Origin of the sequence: Streptomyces sp. NBC_01622 (genome assembly GCF_045209635.1) — a bacterium.
Classification (GTDB): domain Bacteria; phylum Actinomycetota; class Actinomycetes; order Streptomycetales; family Streptomycetaceae; genus Streptomyces.
Genome location: NZ_CP109293.1, coordinates 10,142,055 through 10,157,953, shown reverse-complemented (window position 1 = coordinate 10,157,953; position 15,899 = coordinate 10,142,055). Strand labels below are relative to the sequence as shown.

The following is a 15,899-nucleotide window of genomic DNA, read 5'->3' as shown; positions in this document are numbered from 1 at the left end:
GGGCGTTCGCGTGACGGGATGCGGTGATCCGGCGCAGACGTCTGGACCGCATCCGGGATCGAACGCACCCCCGTCTGGTTGAGCCCGCAACATTCTAGTCGCGTACGGCGGGTTCGCCCCGGCCCGCGCTCGGCGGATCCGGTTCAGCTGGAGTCGCGGTGCACCACCGAGGCGCCGAGCAGTTCGTGCACGGCCGGCACCGTGCCGGGGTCACGCACCGCGTTGTCGACCAGTTCGGCGAGATCGCGGCCGGACGGAAGCTGGATGTGGACGGTGCTCAGGCGCGGTCGCAGCAGCCGGCCGATCATGAGGTCGTCGGCGCCGACCACGGCGGTGTCCTCGGGGATGCGGATGCCTTCGTCCTGGAGGGCGCGCATCAGCAGCATCGCGTACTCGTCGTTGTACGCGAACACCGCGTCGAGGCCGAGAGCGCGCCACTGGGCGGCGGTCTTGGCGGCGCTCTCCTCGCTGTAGGCGAGCGGGAGTTCGGTCACCGTGGCGTCCGTGCCGAACAGGGCGCGGCGCACTCCTTCGATGCGGGGCCGGGAGAAGATCCCCATGCCCGGCTCCTCGGGCACGACCACGCCGATCCGGCGCCGGCCGCGGCCGTAGAGGTGCGTGCCGGCGCAGTGGCCGACGCCCTCGTGGTCCAGGAGCAGGACGTGTGCGCCCTCGATCGGTTCGGGGCCGAGCGTGAGGACGGCCCGCGCCCCGGAGCGCTTGAGGACCGCGACGCCCTGCGGGCCGAGTCCGGCGCCGGGCACCAGGACGGCGACCGGGCGGAGTTCGGCCCAGGCGCGGGCGGCGTCGTCGCCGCGCAGGCCGACGGAACCGTGCTGCACGACCGTGTAGTCGAGGCGGCTGAGCGCCCACTGGAGTTCGTTGATGAACTGGCTGTAGAGGAGCCCCACTTGCATGGGCGGCGCCGGCATCAGCACCATCCGGGTGTGTCCGGCGCGCAGGCTGCGGGCCGCCGCGTGCGGGACGTACCCCAGTTCCTTGGCGGCCTCGTGGACGCGGCGGCGGGTGGGCTCGCTGATCCGGACGGCGCTGGTGTTGTTGAGGACGTAGGAGACGGTCGCGCGTGAGACGCCGGCCAGGCGGGCCACATCGGCGCTCGTGGGAACGGAGCGCGGTGCGGGCGACGGGGCTGCGGGCGTTTTCGGTATCTGCACCATGACGTACGGCATCTTGGCAGAAGCCGGGGGCGGGCAGCGCGGCGGGGGAACGGTCGTCACAACAGCAACATGGTCCGGGATTTTACGAACATGTTCGTCACGAACTTGTTCGGAGCGAACATGTTCGTTACCGTGAAGGCATGACAGCTCGCCCCGACACCCCGCGCAGCCGCCGTGAACGCCCGGCGAAACCCGCCCTGAGCAGGGCGGCCATCGTCGCCGCCGCCGTGGCCGTACTGCGCGCCGAAGGTCTGCAGAAGGTCACCATGCGGCGCCTGGCCCAAGAGCTCGACACCGGTCCGGCCTCGTTGTATGTGTACGTCCGCAACACCGCGGAGCTGCATGCGGCGGTCCTGGACGAACTGCTCGGCACGATCGGGCCCGTCCCGGCCGAGGGCTCCTGGCGCGAGCGCCTGGCGCAGGTCCTCACCGCGTACACCGCGATGCTCTTCCAGCACCCGAGCCTCGCCCGTTCGGCACTGACGGCCTGGCCCAGCGGCCCGCACTACCTGAACCTGATCGAGACCCTGCTCGCCCTGCTCGACGAGGGCGGCGTCCCGCCCGCGCAGGCCGCGTGGGGTGTGGACCTGCTGCTCCAGCAGGCCACCGCGACGGCCGCCGAGCACTCGGCCGAGGACACCACCCAGGACGACTGGGACGCCCTGACCGACGCCCTGCGCAACGTCTCCGACCGGACCCACCCGCACATCGCGGCCCGCTCCGGCGAACTCCTGTCCGGGGCGCACGAGGCCCGCCTGTCCTGGCGGTTCCAGGCCCTGATCAACGGGATCGAGCGGACCGCCGTCCCCAACTGACCTTGTTTCACGGCCACTTCAAGGAGGCTCATCATGACCACCCCCCACCACCCCGTCGCCGTCGTCGGCGGCGGACTCGGCGGGCTCACGGTCGCCCGGGTCCTGCACGTCAACGGCATCGAGGCCGCCGTCTTCGACCTGGACGCCTCCCCCGCCGCGCGCACCCAGGGCGGCATGCTCGACATCCACGACGACTCGGGTCAGCCGGCGCTGCGCGCGGCAGGCCTGTACGAGGAGTTCCGCGCGCTGGTCCACCCGGGCGGCGAGGCCACCCGCGTCCTCGACAAGGCCGCCACGGTCCTGCTGGACGATCCCGACGACGGCACCAGCGGGCGCCCCGAGATCGACCGCGGCCAACTGCGCGACCTGCTGCTGAACTCCCTGCCCGAGGGCACCGTCCGCTGGGGCGCGAAGGTCACCGGCGCCCGCCCGCTGGACGACGGCCGGCACGAGGTGACGTTCGCGAACGGCACCTCCTTCACCACCGATCTGCTGATCGGCGCGGACGGCGCCTGGTCCAGGGTGCGATCCCTGCTCTCGGACGCGCGGCCCGCGTACACCGGCATCTCGTTCGTCGAAGTGGACCTGCCGGACGCCGACCTACGGCATCCGTTGAGCGCCGAGGTCGTCGGCGGCGGCATGCTGATGGCGCTCGGCGCGGGCAAGGGCTTCCTGGGCCACCGCGAGACCGACGGGAGCCTGCACATCTATGTGGCGCTCGCCGTCCCCGAGGACGAGTTCGACGGCGTCGACTTCACGGACACCGAGGCGGCGAAGGCGTACATGCTCGGGCACTTCACCGACTGGGACAAGAGCCTGCGGGCGCTGCTCGGCGACGCGGACGGGCCGCTGACCCCGCGGCGGATCCACGCGCTGCCGATCGGGCACCGCTGGGACCGGATGCCCGGCGTCACGCTGCTGGGTGACGCGGCCCATCTGATGTCGCCGTTCGCGGGCGTCGGCGCCAACCTGGCGATGCTCGACGGGGCCGAACTCGGCCTCGCGCTGGCCGCGCACCCGGGCGACACCGAGGCCGCGCTCGCCGCCTACGAGGAGAAGCTGTTCCCGCGCAGCGAGGAGTCGGCGGCGGACTCGGCGGCGAACGGCGAGCTGATGTTCCGGGCCGACGCCCCGCAGGGCATCCTCGACATGTTCGCCGGCCACGCCTGAGGCGGACTCAGCAGGGCGGGGGCGTAGCGGTCAGGCGGGCGACGAGGTCGATCCAGCCGGCCTCAAGACGCTCCATGGGCATCCCGCACTGCCTGGTCAGATGGTTGATCAGGGCGGGGTCGAGATACGCCATGAGCGGCTGGGAGAGCAGTTCGCAGTCGGCGTCGGGCAGGATCTGCCGGAGCAGCATCGTGACGTGGGTGCGCAGCGCCAGGAGCGCGGTGTGGGAGAACCGGCGGGCCGGGTCCGGCTGTGCGGCCAGTTGCAGGTCCAGCTGCTCCGCCGAGCGGTACAGAACCGCCACACCGAACGCCCGCAGCCGCTCGACCGGGGGCACCCCGGGGCCCAGCGGCGGCGGTCCGCCCATGAAATCGGCCTGGAGTGTCTTCGCCGAGTGGTCCAGCAGGGCCATCAGCAGACCGGTACGGTCGCCGAAGCGGCGGAACACGGTCCCTTTGCCGACCTGGGCCGCGGTGGCCACCGCCTCCATGGTGACGCCGGCCACCCCGTGCTCCGCGATCAGGCGGGCGGCGGCCTCCAGCAGCTTGGCCCGGTTGCGGGCCGCGTCGGCACGCAGGCACGGCTCGTCGCCGAAGGAGCGGACCTCCAGCAACTGGGGTTCGCCCATGGACTCCTCCATGGACTCCTCGGGCTTCGGGAAGGGCGGCAGGGCGCTGGACATGAAGACAGCGTAAAGCACCAGGAACAAAACTGGACCGCGGTCCGCTTAGGCTGGTACAACTTTTAAGCGGACCTCGGTCCGGATCGTTACAGCAGTGTTTCAGCCCCCCTTGGAGTCCCCATGTCTGTTCGTATCCTCGCGCTCGTCGGCAGCCTGCGTGCCGGCTCGCACAACCGCCAGCTCGCCGAGGCCGCCGTGAAGTTCGCGCCCGAGGGCTCCGACATCGAGATCTTCGAGGGTCTCGCCGACATCCCGTTCTACAACGAGGACATCGACGTCGAGGGCAATGTCCCGGCCGCCGCCGCCAAGCTGCGCGCCGCCGCCGGTGCCGCCGACGCGTTCCTCTTCTTCTCCCCCGAGTACAACGGCACCATCCCGGCCGTCCTGAAGAACGCCATCGACTGGCTGTCCCGCCCCTACGGCGCCAGCGGCTTCGGCGGCAAGCCGGTCGTCGTGGTCGGCACCGCTTACGGCCAGTTCGGCGGCGTGTGGGCGCAGGACGAGGCCCGCAAGGCCGTGGGCATCGCCGGCGGCAAGGTGATCGAGGAGATCAAGCTCTCGATCCCCGGTTCCGTGACCCGTTTCGCCGAGACCCACCCGTCCGAGGACGCCGAGGTCGTCGCCCAGCTGACCGAGGTCCTCTCCCAGCTGAAGGGCCACGCGGGCGAGGCCGTCGCCGCCTGATCGAGGCACCTTGCTTCACCGTGAAAGGGGCCGGAGTTCATATGAACTCCGGCCCCTTTCACGTCAGTTCACGTCAGTCCAGTTCGGCCAGGCGCGGCACCGCCGGGGCCACGAACCGCTCGATCCACTCAGCCGGCTCCCCGGTGCGCGGGCCCAGGATCACCGTGTCGACACCGAGCTTGGTGAAGCCGTCGATCTCCCGCAGGAAGGCGTCGAGGTCGCCCGTGGTGACCGACTCTCCGGTGTGGACGATCGTCTTGCGGATACGGTCGTAATCGCGCCCCAGCCTGTCGCAGTGCCCGCGCAGCACCTCGAGCTTGTGCCGCAGCTCGTCCGGCGTAGACACGATCAGGTTGCAGGCGTCGGCGTACTGGGCGACCAGCCGCAGCGTCTTCTTCTCACCGCCGCCGCCGATCATGATCTCGGGGTGGGGGCTGCTGACCGGCGCGGGCACGCACAAGGTCTCGGCGAGCCGGTAGTGCTTGCCCTCGAAGGGGCCGTTGGCCTCCGGGTCCCACATCTGCAGACAGATCCGCAGAGTCTCCTCCAGCCGCTCGAAACGCTCCGCGACCGGCGGGTAGGGCACGCCGAGACCGTGGTGCTCACGGTCGTACCAGGCGGCCCCGATACCGAGGGTGGCCCGGCCGCCGGAGAGCACGTCGAGCGTGGTGGCGATCTTCGCGAGCAGCCCCGGATTCCGGTACGTCACACCGGTCACCAGCGCGCCGAGCCGGACCGTGGAGGTGTGGCCGGCCAGGAAGCCCAGTGTCGTGTAGGCCTCCAGCATGGCGTCCTGGGCGCCGCCGTTGAACTCCATCTGGAAGTAGTGGTCCATCACCGAGAGCCAGCTGACGCCCGCCGCCTCGGCCGCGGCGCCCGCGGCGGCCAGCTCGGGCCCGACCGCCGCCGGCCCTCCCGGATGGTTGAACCGGTTGATGTGTACGCCGACCCGCATGTCCGACTCCGTTTCACAGTTCGCCCGGACCTTCACCGTCTTTCGTGACGGTAGGTCTTCGAGCGCTCTCGAAGTCAAGCGCTGTACGGCGGACGGGACGGTAGGGCACCCGCCGTCCGGCGGGGAGGTTCCGCCGGACGGCGGCGGGCGGATCGGGGGTAACCGCGCGGAGTATGGCCGTACGAGCCGCCGCGCCCAGCGTGAGGAGAAGCGCATGACGTCCGTCCCGCCGCCCCCGTTCGACCCCGAACTCGCCGCAGCACTGGAGTTGATCAAGGAGTTCATCTCGCCCGGGATGTCGCTGGAGGACATCGCCGAGATCCGCCAGGGACCGGCCATCACGCAGTTGGGACAGCTGGACATAACGCTGGACGGGGCCTTCGCCGTCGAGGACCGCGAGGTGGCGGGGCCGGTCGGGGAGCCCGACATCTCGATGCTGATCTGCCGCCCGACCGCGCCCGCGACCGCCGGACCGCTGCCCGTCATCTACCACGTGCACGGCGGCGGCATGGTGATCGGCGACAACCGGGTCGGGGTGAGCGGGGCGCTGGAGTACGCGCGGGAACTGGACGCGGTGGTGGTGTCGGTGGAGTACCGGCTGGCGCCCGAGCATCCGCATCCCGCGCCGATCGAGGACGTGTACGCGGGTCTGCTGTGGACGGCGGAGCACGCGAAGGAGATCGGCGGCGACCCGGAGCGGATCATCGTCATGGGCGCGAGCGCGGGCGGCGGCCTGTGTGCCGCGCTGGCCCTGCTGACACGGGACCGGGGCGGTCCGCAGCCGATCGGCCAGTTGCTGCTGTGCCCGATGCTCGACGACCGCAACGACACCCCGTCCGCGCACCAGATGGTCGGCGTGGGCGTCTGGGACCGCACGGCCAACGAGACCGGCTGGACCGCGCTCCTCGGCGACCGCCGCGGCGGCCCCGACGTGTCCCCGTACGCCGCACCGGCCCGCGCGGAGGACCTCACCGGACTGCCCCCGGCGTTCCTCGACGTCGGCTCGGCGGAGACCTTCCGCGACGAGGTCGTCACCTACGCGTCCCGCCTCTGGCAGGCGGGCGGCGTCGCCGAACTCCACGTCTGGCCCGGCGGCTTCCACGGCTTCGACGGCTTCGCTCCGCAGGCGGCCCTGTCGCAGGCGGCCCGGGCCGCGCATCTGACCTGGCTGCGGCGGCTGTTGGGGGCGTAGGGGGTTCGGGCGGCTTGCGTACGAGGCCGCGCGGGGGCGAGCGGTGGCCGCTGTCGGCGCGTACGGTGCCGGGTCGTCCCGGTCGGGGCGGGTGGTCCGCGTTTCCCTGAGTCCGAGGACGGGACGGCACGCTCCGGCCGGAAACACCCTCGTGCCACCCCCGTGCCCCACGCCCTCGACGGAACCTTGTCCGCGAACTCCTGCACACCCGTTCCATGACGCACCATGGGGATATGAAAGAGCTGGCCGGACGCCTGACCGCGCTGGATCCGGACGCCGGTGCCGCCGTCCAGGTCATCGGTTACTTCGATCGGCTCGCCGAGTCGCGGGCCGGTCTTGAGGCGCTGGTGCGTGGGGCGGCGGTGCTGGCCGGGTGTGCCGCGCGGCTGGTCGACGCCGAACGGCGGGTGCGGGTGCGGGTCGAGGCGGACGGCAGGCGCAGGGACAGCGAGTCACCGCCGGATCCCTCCTGGCCGTCCGTCGCGCTGACACCGGGCGGGGCCTCCGCGCTGTGGCTGGAGCGTACGGCGGAGACGGCGCCCAGTGTCGTCGACGCGGTGATCCTGGAGCGGGCGGCCGGCGCTGTACGGCTCGTGCTCGACCGCACCCGGGGCCGGGTACCCGCCGACGACCCGGAGCTGGTGGAGACGCTGCTCGACGCCACGGCCCCGGAGCCGGCCCGGCTGCACGCGGCCCGCCGCCTCGGCCTGGACGTGGCCGACCCCGCGACCCGGGCCCGTGTCGTCGCCCCGCTCGACCGGCCGCCCCAGGTCGTCGCCGCACCGCGGGACACCGGTACGGGCGGCGGCGGGCGGCCCGTGTCGGTCCCCCCGCACCCGGACGGCGGCCCGCAGCCGACTCCGGCGCACGCGCTCGGGGTCCCGACGGACGCCGGGCTGCCCGCCGGCCGGCTGGGTATCGGCCCGGCCGTCCCCGTACTGGACCTGCCCCGCTCCTGGGCCGCCGCCCGCACCGCCCTCCGCTTCACCGCCGACGGGACCGCGCAGGACCCCGGCGAGCGGATCGTGCACGCCGACGCGCTCGGCGGCATCGCGCTCCTCGCCGGCCTGGTCGCACCGGGTGCCGAACCGCCGCCCGACGTCCACGACTTGGAAGCGGCGGCGGCGAACGCGCCCTGGCTGCTGGCCACTCTGAACGCCGTCGCCGCCACGACGAGCCTGCGCGCTGCGGCCACCGAGATCAACGTCCATCACTCCACGCTCCAGGACCGGTTGACCCACGCGGAGTCCCTGCTGGGCTGGCCGGTACGCACTCCGCAGGGGCGGCTGCGGCTGCAACTGGCGCTGACGATGCGGCATTTGGCGCGGCCGTAGCAGCCGGGGCGGCCGGTTGAGCGGTTACTGATGGCCCGCACCCGGGACGCTATCCCCCCGCACCGTCAACAAACGGGCACACAAGGGGACTTGGCCATCCCGGCGTCACGCGGAATTCCCGATTCGGTGCGGCCGGAGGGGAGTCACAGCAAGCGCTTGTCGCTACATTTTGACATGACCGCCGCACCACCCTCCCCCTCTGTCACTCCGCAGGAGGCACTTCCCCATGCGCAGACTCCTCGCCTGTCTGGCGACCGCTGCCGCGGCCCTGGGCGGGCTCACGGTGGCCGCCGCCACACCGGCCGCCGCCGCGACCTCGGGCAGTTTCAGTGTGCTCAGCTACAACATCGCCGGGCTGCCCGAGTCGCTGTCCAGCGCCTCGACGCCGCGCGACACGAGCACCACCGCGATCGGCACGCGCATCGCCCCGTACGACATCGTGAACGTGCAGGAGGACTTCAACTACCACGCCTACCTGTACTCCACCGACACCCACCCCTACCGCACCGCGACCAGCGGCGGCGCGGGCATCGGCAGCGGGCTCAACACCGTCTCCAACTACGCCTGGGACGGGGACGACTTCGAGCGCGTCCACTGGAACTCCTGCCAGGTCGACTCGGGCGACTGCCTCACCCCCAAGGGCTTCACGTTCATGCGCGAGCGCCTCTCCGAGGGCGTGTACGTCGACTTCTACAACCTGCACACCAACGCCGGTACCAACGACGGCGACGAGGCCTCCCGCGCCGACAACCTCAGCCAGCTGACCTCGTTCATCAACACCCACTCGGCGGGCAACGCCGTCGTGGTGATGGGTGACACCAACACCCGCTACACCCGCACCGCCGACACGATCGCGGAGTTCGGCGCGGCCAACGGGCTCACCGACGCCTGGGTCAAGGTGATCCGCGGTGGCGTCGCGCCGGCCAAGGGCAGCGACGCGCTGGTGTGCGACCAGACCGGGGCCACGGTGCCCAACACCTGCGAGGTCGTGGACAAGGTCCTCTACCGCAGCAGCAAACTGGTGACGCTCAACGCGACCTCGTACAACAACGAGCACGCCAAGTTCCTTACCTCGGACGGGCTGATGCTCTCCGACCACGACCCGATCACGGTCGGCTTCACCTGGTCGCAGAGCGCGGACTTCCAGCTCAGCGACCAGTTCGGCGGCCCGCACGGCGACTACTACCAGGACCTCCCCAGCGTCCCGGCCGCCGCCCGCGCCACCACGATCTCGCTGCGCTCGGGCTCCCGTGTCGACCAGGTCGGCATCACCCTGGCCAACGGCACCACACTCACCCACGGCGGCACGGGCGGCACCGCGTCCTCTCTGACGCTGGGCAGCGGCGAGTACGTGACGTCGGCGTACCTGTGCGAGAGCAAGTACAACGACACCACGCGGATCTTCTACGCGAAGTTCACCACCAACCTGGGCAACACCCTGGCCGGTGGCACCACCACCTCGGACTGCGTGACCCGCACCGCCCCGTCCGGCTGGCAGATCGCCGGCTTCCACGGACGCTCCGGAGACGAGCTGGACAAGGTCGGCTTCATCTACACCAAGCGCTGACCCGCCGTAGCGCCTGGGTCCCGTCCGCCGGATCACCCGCCGCCGCGGGTGATCCGGCCCGGTGCGCTCCGGCCGACCTACGCGAACGCCGAGGGCACCAGCCGCCCGCGCGAGATGAGCGAGGTGGCCTGCTTCAGGCGGTGGACGTGGATGCTCACGGCGTAGCCGTCGATGCCCGGGACCGCGGCGACCTTGGTGGTCAGGTAGCGGTACAGGTCCTCGGTGTCGCGGCAGATGAGGACGACCATCATATTGGACTCCCCGCTGATGGCGGCGGCGAAGGCGACCTCGTCGTGGGCCGCGAGTTCCTCGCCGACGTGTGCGAGCCGGGCCGGGGCGACGCGCAGCCACAGGGTGGCGTTGAGGGCGAACCCCAGGCGGGCGGAGAGCAGTTCGACGTCGAAGACGAGAGCCCCCGAGCTCTCCAGCGCGTCCAGGCGGCGGGCCACGCGGGCCGTGGACCAGCCGGTGACGTCGGCGAGCTGGGTGTGGGTGGCGCGGCCGTCCTCCGCGAGCGCGTCGAGGAGCGGGGTGTCCTCGTCGGTGAGGCGTACAGGTGGGCCGGCGGGAACCAACGGCCTCTCGCCGGCGAGGAGTTGGATCTGCTCCGGTGTGAGGTGGCCGCCGTAGCCCGTCCAGTCGCTTCTGCCCGTCGTGCCGAAGGGATGGATGAGCAGGTCGATGCTGACGTCCAACACCGATGCCGACTTGGGCAGTTGGCGGAGCAGGACGTCGTCGCGCGGTACGTGGACCGGTGCGCTGATGACGCAGATGATCTCCGAACCGCCGGACGCCAGTCCCGCGTAGGCGATGTCGGGCCGACGGGTGAGCACGTCGGCGAGCGGGCCGACCCGGTCGGGGCGGCAGCGGATCCGGGCCACCCAGCGCGCGTCGCCGTGGACGGCCGGGTCGACGAGGCCGACCACCCGCATCACCCCGGCCCGCCTCAGCGCGTGGAAACGCCGGGCCGCGGTCTGCTCCGAGACCCCGGCCACCTCGCCGATCAGCCGGAACGAGGCGCGTGGCGCGCACTGCAGGGCACGGAGGATTTTTCCGTCGACTGCGTCTGTCATGGGGAAAGTCTGGCACCCATCTGGACCAGCTTGGAGGTTTCCGGTCGCTTTCCGGTCGAGCGTTGGTGATTGTCCATGGCGGAGCCGATCCTGAGGCGCGTGCCCGTTCGAGGGCACCGCAGTCAAGAAGGAGAGTTCTCCGTGAACGTCACGACCCCGGCGAGCGGGACGGCCGACCGGCGGGCGGCCACCCTCGTCATGGCCTGCCTCGGCGTCTTCGTCGCCTACTTGCCGGTGACCACGGTCGCCGTGAGCCTGCCCGCCATCCAGGCGGCGCTGAACGCCTCGACCGCCCAACTGTCCTGGGTCCAGGACGCGTTCGTGCTGCCGATGGCCGCGTTCATCCTCACCGCCGGTGTCTTCGGCGATGTGCACGGACGCAAGAAGGTGTTCCAGGCGGGCCTGCTGTTCGCCGCCGCCGGTGCCGCCGTGGCGCTGTGCGCGCAGTCGGTGCAGGTGCTCTGGATCGGCCAGGCGCTCGCCGGTCTCGGCGCCGCGACCCTGCTGCCCACCACACTCGCGCTGATCAGCCACGCGGTGCCCGACCACCGGGAGCGCGGCAAGTTCATCGGCCTGTGGGCGACCGCCCTCATGGCCGCGCTGGCCATCGGCCCGCTGATAGCCGGCGTCATCCTCGACCACACCTCGTGGCGCTGGATCTATCTGCTGTCCGTCCCCGTCCCGCTGATCGCGCTGGTCGTCGCGGCCCGGCTGCTCCCCGACTCACGGGCCCCGCACGGCCGGAAGCTGGACTGGCCCGGCCAGCTGACCGCGACCCTCTCCATCACCGCACTCGTCTACGGCGTGATCGAGGGCGGCGCCGGTTCCTTCACGGACGGCAAGGTCATGGTCGCCCTGTTCACAGCCGTGGTCGGCGGAGTCGCCTTCGTGTTCGCGGAGCGGCGCAGCGACAGTCCGATGCTGGATCTGACGCTGTTCCGCAGCCCGGCGTTCACCGCCACCACCCTGGTCGCGATGATCACCTTCCTGGCGCTGATCGGCTTCTTCTTCCTGCTCAGCCTCTACTTCGGCCTGGTGCAGCAGTTGGACACGCTGCAGGCGGCCTGGCGGCTGCTCATGGTCACCGCGGCGGCGATCGTGGTCGGCCAGCCGGTCGGGCGGCTCATGCACCGGGTCGCCCCGCGCGTCCTGATCACCGGTGGTCTGCTGGTCATCTCCGGCGCGCTGTTCTCGCTGACCGGCGTCGACGCCGGCACCTCGTTCGGGTCCATCGCCTGGCGGCTGGCGCTGCTGGGGCTGGGCATCGGGACCGTCCTGACGCCGATGACCGCGACCGCCGTGGCCTCCGTGCCGTATCAGCAGGCGGGGATGGCGGCGGCCGGCAACAACGCGTTCCGGCAGGTCGGCGGCGCGCTCGGCCCGGCCGTCCTGGGCGCCCTGCTCACCACCAAGGCGCTCGACACCCTGCCCGGCCATCTGACCGACGCCGGGGTGACGGGCGCGACGCAGCACAGCATCGTCGCGACAGCCGACGCCGGTGGTCTGGGTGCCGTCGCCCACATGAACCTCGGCGTGAACACCGGGCGGGCGCTCGGCGCACTCGGCGACTCCTTCCTGGACGGCATGCGGCTGTGCCTGGTGGTGGCCGGGTCGCTGACCCTCCTCGCGGCGCTGGTCTGCGTACTCCTGCTCCGCCCGCGCCAGACGGCCGTTTCTACGACGGCTCCGGTCGCCGGCACGACCACCACTGGTGCAGCAACGGCGGCTGTCGCAGCGGCAGTTGAGCCGACGCCGCACCCTTGATTCATTGCGGGCGGGGCTCCCTTCGCACCTCTTCGCGAAGGGAGCCCCGCCCGCTGTCGCGTCAGATCGACACGGCGACGGCGGTGAACGTCGTGTCGGGCGTCTGCGGGGTGGTGAAGCGGGCGTTGACCAGATAGAGCCGGTTGCCGAAGCGGGCGGCGGTCGTGGGGACGTCGAAGCGCGGGTCGGTGATCGTACTGCGCAGGGTCGCGGTGGTGACCTCGGCGTCGAGGTCGAACACGCTGATCCGGTTCAGGCGGTTCTGGAGGACGTACAGCGTCCGGCCGATCCGGAACAGACCGTCGCCGTTGGCCACGTCGGACGCTCCGCTGAGGACGATCTCGGTGGCGGCGCCGGTCCTGAGGGACACCCGGTAGAGCTTGCCGGGGGTGCTGCTGACGACGATGAGGCCGTGGCCGTCCGGGGTGCCGACGATGCCGTTGGCGTTGTTCACCCCGGGCGTCTGCACCCAGTCGCCGGTGAGCGGCAGGGCGGTGACCTCGCCCGTACGGCCGCGGGGGACGCCGTAGAGCACGGCGTCGAGGGAGTCGGTGAACCAGGCACGGTCGCCGAGCAGGGTGATGTCGTTGATGAAGTGGCCGGTGGTGGGGGTGAGTTGATAGGTCGTCAGTATCTCGCCGGTGCGGGAGTCGACGACTCGTGCGGCTCCGGTGCTGCCGGCGACGTACAGCAGGCCGTCGTGGTCGAGCTTCAGGCCGACGGAGACCAGGCCGGTGGCGCCCTCGGAGAGGACCTTGCCCTCGCCGGTGCGCAGGTCGGTGCGGTAGATGGCGCCGTTGGAGCGGGAGCCCAGGTAGGCGTACGGCCTGCTGCCGATGGCGATGCCTTCGGGGAGCCAGCCGTTGGGCAGCGGGAACTCCGTCGGCCAACTGGCCACTGGGGTGGCCGAGTTGGCGCGTGCCGTGCCGGTGCCGGCCGTGACGGCGAGGGCGGTCAGGGCGGCGCCGCCGAGTAAGGCGGCGCGCCGGCTGGGCCGGGGATGGTTCCGGGTCATCGTTCGGGCCTCCGGGGACGAGTGGGGTGAGGGTGCGGTTGGACGAACTCGGCGACTCGGGCGAGCCCTGGGACTCGGGTGAAATCTTCTTCAACTCCACGCCAAGGCTCGGCATTTGGGCAACGGCCCGTCACGGCCCGGAGTTCCCACCCGCCCCACCCACAACCGCGGGCTCGGGTTCCCCGCGGTCCGCCGGTACCGCCTTCCGGAGGCTGCTTCCCTCGACATCGAGGTCGGGCAGAATCCGGTCCAGCCAGCCGGGCAGCCACCAGGCGCCCCGGCCGGCGAGCGCGAGCACCGCCGGTACGAGCGTCATGCGGACGGCGAAGGCGTCGACGGCCACGCCGACGGCGAGGGAGAACGCGATGGGCTTGATGAGGGAGTCGTCCAGGGGGAAGAACCCGGCGAAGACGGTGAACATGATCAGTGCGGCGGCGGTGACGACCCGCACACTGTGCCGCGCGCCGTCGACGACCGACTGGCGGGCCCGGCCGGTGTGGGCCCACTCCTCGCGCATCCCGGACACGAGGAACACCTCGTAGTCCATGGCCAGTCCGAACAGCACACCGATCAGGATGATCGGCAGGAAGCTGACGACAGGACCGCTGTGCGGCACGTCGAGGACGTCGGCCAGCCAGCCCCATTGGAAGACGGCGACGACCAGGCCGAGCGAGGCGCCCACCGACAGGAGGAAACCGACGGCGGCCTTGACGGGGATGACAAGCGACCGAAAGACGATCGTCAGCAGGAGCAGGCTGAGGCCGACGACGATGGCGACGAAGGGCAGCAGGGAGTCGCTGAGCCGGTTGGAGACGTCGATGTTGACGGCGGTGGTGCCGGTGACCGCGATGGACGCGCCGGTGGTGGAACGGAGGTCGGGTGCGATGTCCCGGATCGCGCGGACCAGTTGGCCGGTGCGCACGCTGTCGGGGCCGGAGGCGGGGAGCACGGTGATGACGCTCTGCGTCGGGTCGTCGGTGGGCTGGGGCGGCAGGACGGCTTTGACGTCCTTCATGGTCCGCAGTTTCGCGGCCACTTGGGCACCGGCCCGTGAACTCGCGGCAGCCGTCCCGTCGTTGGTCTCCGCCAGGACGAGCAGCGGGCCGTTGAAGCCGGGGCCGAACTTGGCGCTGATCGTGTCGTAGGCCGTGCGCTGGGTGGAGGCCTGGGGTGCGGAGCCGTTGTCGGGAAGGGCCAGCCGCAGGTCGGCGGCGGGCAGCATGAGGGTGACCAGGATGCCCGCGACGGCGAGCACGGTCAGCAGCGGCTTGGCTATGACCCACTTCGTCCAGCGGGTGCCCAGGGTGGTGCGGCCGGTGGTTCCCTCGGCGTCGGCGGCCCGCCGGGCGGCGCGGGTGCCGGGCTTGGGGGCGAGTCGCGTGCCGGCGAATCCCGCGATGGCGGGGACGAGGGTTATGGCGGCCAGTACGGCGACGAGGACCGCGCCGGCGGCCCCGAGACCCATGGTGGTCAGGAACGGGATGCCGATGACGCTCAGCGCGGCGAGCGCGATGATCACGGTGGTGCCGGCGAAGACCACGGCGCTTCCGGCCGTGCCGACGGCCAGCGCGACGGATTCCTTCGGGTCGGTACCGCGGGCCAGTTGCTGCCGGTGGCGCGAGAGGATGAACAGGACGTAGTCGATGCCGACGGCCAGTCCCAGCATCAGGGCGAGTGTGACGGCCGTGGAGGAGATGCTCACCGCGGGCGCGAGGGCGAGCAGCCCGGTCAGTCCGGCCGCCACACCGATCAGTGCGGGCAGCAGTGCCATGCCGGCGGCGAGCAGCGAACCGAACGTGACGACGAGCACGAGCAGCGCCACGGCCACCCCGATGATCTCGGACGGCCCGATGTGGACTCCGTTGCTGTTGAAGACGGAACCGCCCACCGAGGTCCGCAGCCCGTCCTGCTCCGCCGCGCGGGCCGCGTTCTTGATCGCGTCCACGGACGAGGTGCGCACCTCCGCGTTCTGCACGGGGTACTGGACCTGGACGATCGCCGTCGTCCGGTCGGTCGAGACGGCCCCGGAGGACTGCGGGGCGACGACCTCGCCGACCTGGGGCGCCTCTTTGGCTTCCGTCACGGCCCGGGCGATGGCCGCCGTATAGGGCGCCTCGGTGATCCGGTGCCCCTCGGGCGCCGTGAAGACGATCTGGGCACTCGCTCCCGAGGCTTCCGGAAGGTTCTTGCTCAGGCTGTCCAACGCCCGCTGCGACTCGGTGCCCGGCACCGAGAAGCGGTCGTCGAGCTTGCCGCCGAAGACGCCGACGCAGGTGATGAGCGCGGCCAGCACGAAGAGCCAGACACCCAGGACGAGTTTGCGGTGCCGGTAGGCGCTGTGGCCCAGCCGGTGAAGCAGGACGGCCATGACGAACTCCCTCGAACGGTTGGCGGTGGGCCGACTTTATCACCCGCTCAAGTCGAGCGACCGAGTCTCTCGACCGTGATACCCACCATCTACTCCATAAGC

General features: G+C 71.5%; 13 protein-coding genes. 7 read left to right on the top strand and 6 right to left on the bottom strand.

Annotated features, from left to right (window positions below; translation table 11 throughout):
- Positions 1-143: 143 nt before the first annotated feature.
- Positions 144-1,178, bottom strand: a complete 1,035-nt coding sequence (locus tag OH768_RS47035; RefSeq protein ID WP_406463127.1) for a LacI family DNA-binding transcriptional regulator — start codon at positions 1,176-1,178, stop codon at positions 144-146.
- 140 nt (positions 1,179-1,318) lie between these two features.
- Between OH768_RS47035 and OH768_RS47030 the strand changes: the two genes are divergently transcribed.
- Together OH768_RS47030 and OH768_RS47025 are read left to right on the top strand one after the other, a co-directional pair.
- The gene (locus OH768_RS47030; RefSeq protein WP_406463126.1) at positions 1,319-1,993 is read left to right on the top strand and encodes a TetR/AcrR family transcriptional regulator; all 675 of its coding nucleotides are present in this window, start codon (positions 1,319-1,321) and stop codon (positions 1,991-1,993) included.
- A 33-nt stretch (positions 1,994-2,026) separates the two neighbouring features.
- Complete coding sequence (locus OH768_RS47025; protein WP_406463124.1) at positions 2,027-3,163, top strand: FAD-dependent oxidoreductase; 1,137 nt, start codon at positions 2,027-2,029, stop codon at positions 3,161-3,163.
- A 7-nt stretch (positions 3,164-3,170) separates the two neighbouring features.
- Here the strand turns inward: OH768_RS47025 and OH768_RS47020 are convergent, their stop codons facing one another.
- Complete coding sequence (locus tag OH768_RS47020) at positions 3,171-3,863, bottom strand: TetR/AcrR family transcriptional regulator (protein WP_406463123.1); 693 nt, start codon at positions 3,861-3,863, stop codon at positions 3,171-3,173.
- A gap of 102 nt (positions 3,864-3,965) precedes the next feature.
- On the opposite strand from OH768_RS47020, the gene OH768_RS47015 reads away from it, so the two are divergent.
- Positions 3,966-4,529, top strand: coding sequence for an NAD(P)H-dependent oxidoreductase (locus OH768_RS47015; RefSeq protein ID WP_406463122.1), 564 nt, complete (start codon positions 3,966-3,968; stop codon positions 4,527-4,529).
- A 73-nt stretch (positions 4,530-4,602) separates the two neighbouring features.
- Here the strand turns inward: OH768_RS47015 and OH768_RS47010 are convergent, their stop codons facing one another.
- Positions 4,603-5,484, bottom strand: coding sequence for an LLM class F420-dependent oxidoreductase (locus OH768_RS47010; protein ID WP_406463120.1), 882 nt, complete (start codon positions 5,482-5,484; stop codon positions 4,603-4,605).
- A 214-nt stretch (positions 5,485-5,698) separates the two neighbouring features.
- Between OH768_RS47010 and OH768_RS47005 the strand changes: the two genes are divergently transcribed.
- The 3 genes from OH768_RS47005 (at position 5,699) to OH768_RS46995 (ending at position 9,577) form a co-directional block, all read left to right on the top strand.
- Positions 5,699-6,676, top strand: coding sequence for an alpha/beta hydrolase (locus OH768_RS47005; RefSeq protein ID WP_406463119.1), 978 nt, complete (start codon positions 5,699-5,701; stop codon positions 6,674-6,676).
- A gap of 233 nt (positions 6,677-6,909) precedes the next feature.
- Positions 6,910-8,010 carry a helix-turn-helix domain-containing protein gene (locus OH768_RS47000; protein WP_406463118.1) on the top strand — a complete coding sequence of 367 codons (1,101 nt, stop codon included), beginning with the start codon at positions 6,910-6,912 and terminating at the stop codon, positions 8,008-8,010.
- A gap of 226 nt (positions 8,011-8,236) precedes the next feature.
- On the top strand, positions 8,237-9,577 hold the full coding sequence (locus tag OH768_RS46995; protein ID WP_406463116.1) for a jacalin-like lectin: 1,341 nt from the start codon (positions 8,237-8,239) through the stop codon (positions 9,575-9,577).
- A gap of 77 nt (positions 9,578-9,654) precedes the next feature.
- Here OH768_RS46995 and OH768_RS46990 read toward each other — a convergent pair whose 3' ends face one another.
- The gene (locus OH768_RS46990; RefSeq protein ID WP_406463115.1) at positions 9,655-10,650 is read right to left on the bottom strand and encodes an Lrp/AsnC family transcriptional regulator; all 996 of its coding nucleotides are present in this window, start codon (positions 10,648-10,650) and stop codon (positions 9,655-9,657) included.
- A gap of 141 nt (positions 10,651-10,791) precedes the next feature.
- On the opposite strand from OH768_RS46990, the gene OH768_RS46985 reads away from it, so the two are divergent.
- The gene (locus tag OH768_RS46985) at positions 10,792-12,414 is read left to right on the top strand and encodes an MFS transporter (protein WP_406463113.1); all 1,623 of its coding nucleotides are present in this window, start codon (positions 10,792-10,794) and stop codon (positions 12,412-12,414) included.
- A gap of 61 nt (positions 12,415-12,475) precedes the next feature.
- On the opposite strand, the gene OH768_RS46980 is transcribed toward OH768_RS46985, so the two are convergent.
- Together OH768_RS46980 and OH768_RS46975 are read right to left on the bottom strand one after the other, a co-directional pair.
- The gene (locus tag OH768_RS46980) at positions 12,476-13,429 is read right to left on the bottom strand and encodes an SMP-30/gluconolactonase/LRE family protein (RefSeq protein ID WP_406463111.1); all 954 of its coding nucleotides are present in this window, start codon (positions 13,427-13,429) and stop codon (positions 12,476-12,478) included.
- A gap of 130 nt (positions 13,430-13,559) precedes the next feature.
- On the bottom strand, positions 13,560-15,797 hold the full coding sequence (locus tag OH768_RS46975) for an MMPL family transporter (protein WP_406463109.1): 2,238 nt from the start codon (positions 15,795-15,797) through the stop codon (positions 13,560-13,562).
- Between the last annotated feature and the right edge of the window lie 102 nt (positions 15,798-15,899).

Excerpts from the sequence above, each read along its gene's own strand:
- OH768_RS47030 (WP_406463126.1), top strand. The coding sequence starts at position 1,319 with ATGACAGCTCGCCCCGACACCCCGCGCAGCCGCCGTGAACGCCCGGCG.
- OH768_RS47015 (WP_406463122.1), top strand. The coding sequence starts at position 3,966 with ATGTCTGTTCGTATCCTCGCGCTCGTCGGCAGCCTGCGTGCCGGCTCG.
- OH768_RS47000 (WP_406463118.1), top strand. The coding sequence starts at position 6,910 with ATGAAAGAGCTGGCCGGACGCCTGACCGCGCTGGATCCGGACGCCGGT.
- OH768_RS46975 (WP_406463109.1), bottom strand. The coding sequence starts at position 15,797 with ATGGCCGTCCTGCTTCACCGGCTGGGCCACAGCGCCTACCGGCACCGC.
- OH768_RS46980 (WP_406463111.1), bottom strand. The coding sequence starts at position 13,429 with ATGACCCGGAACCATCCCCGGCCCAGCCGGCGCGCCGCCTTACTCGGC.
- OH768_RS47005 (WP_406463119.1), top strand. The coding sequence starts at position 5,699 with ATGACGTCCGTCCCGCCGCCCCCGTTCGACCCCGAACTCGCCGCAGCA.
- OH768_RS47035 (WP_406463127.1), bottom strand. The coding sequence starts at position 1,178 with ATGGTGCAGATACCGAAAACGCCCGCAGCCCCGTCGCCCGCACCGCGC.
- OH768_RS47025 (WP_406463124.1), top strand. The coding sequence starts at position 2,027 with ATGACCACCCCCCACCACCCCGTCGCCGTCGTCGGCGGCGGACTCGGC.
- OH768_RS46995 (WP_406463116.1), top strand. The coding sequence starts at position 8,237 with ATGCGCAGACTCCTCGCCTGTCTGGCGACCGCTGCCGCGGCCCTGGGC.
- OH768_RS46990 (WP_406463115.1), bottom strand. The coding sequence starts at position 10,650 with ATGACAGACGCAGTCGACGGAAAAATCCTCCGTGCCCTGCAGTGCGCG.
- OH768_RS47010 (WP_406463120.1), bottom strand. The coding sequence starts at position 5,484 with ATGCGGGTCGGCGTACACATCAACCGGTTCAACCATCCGGGAGGGCCG.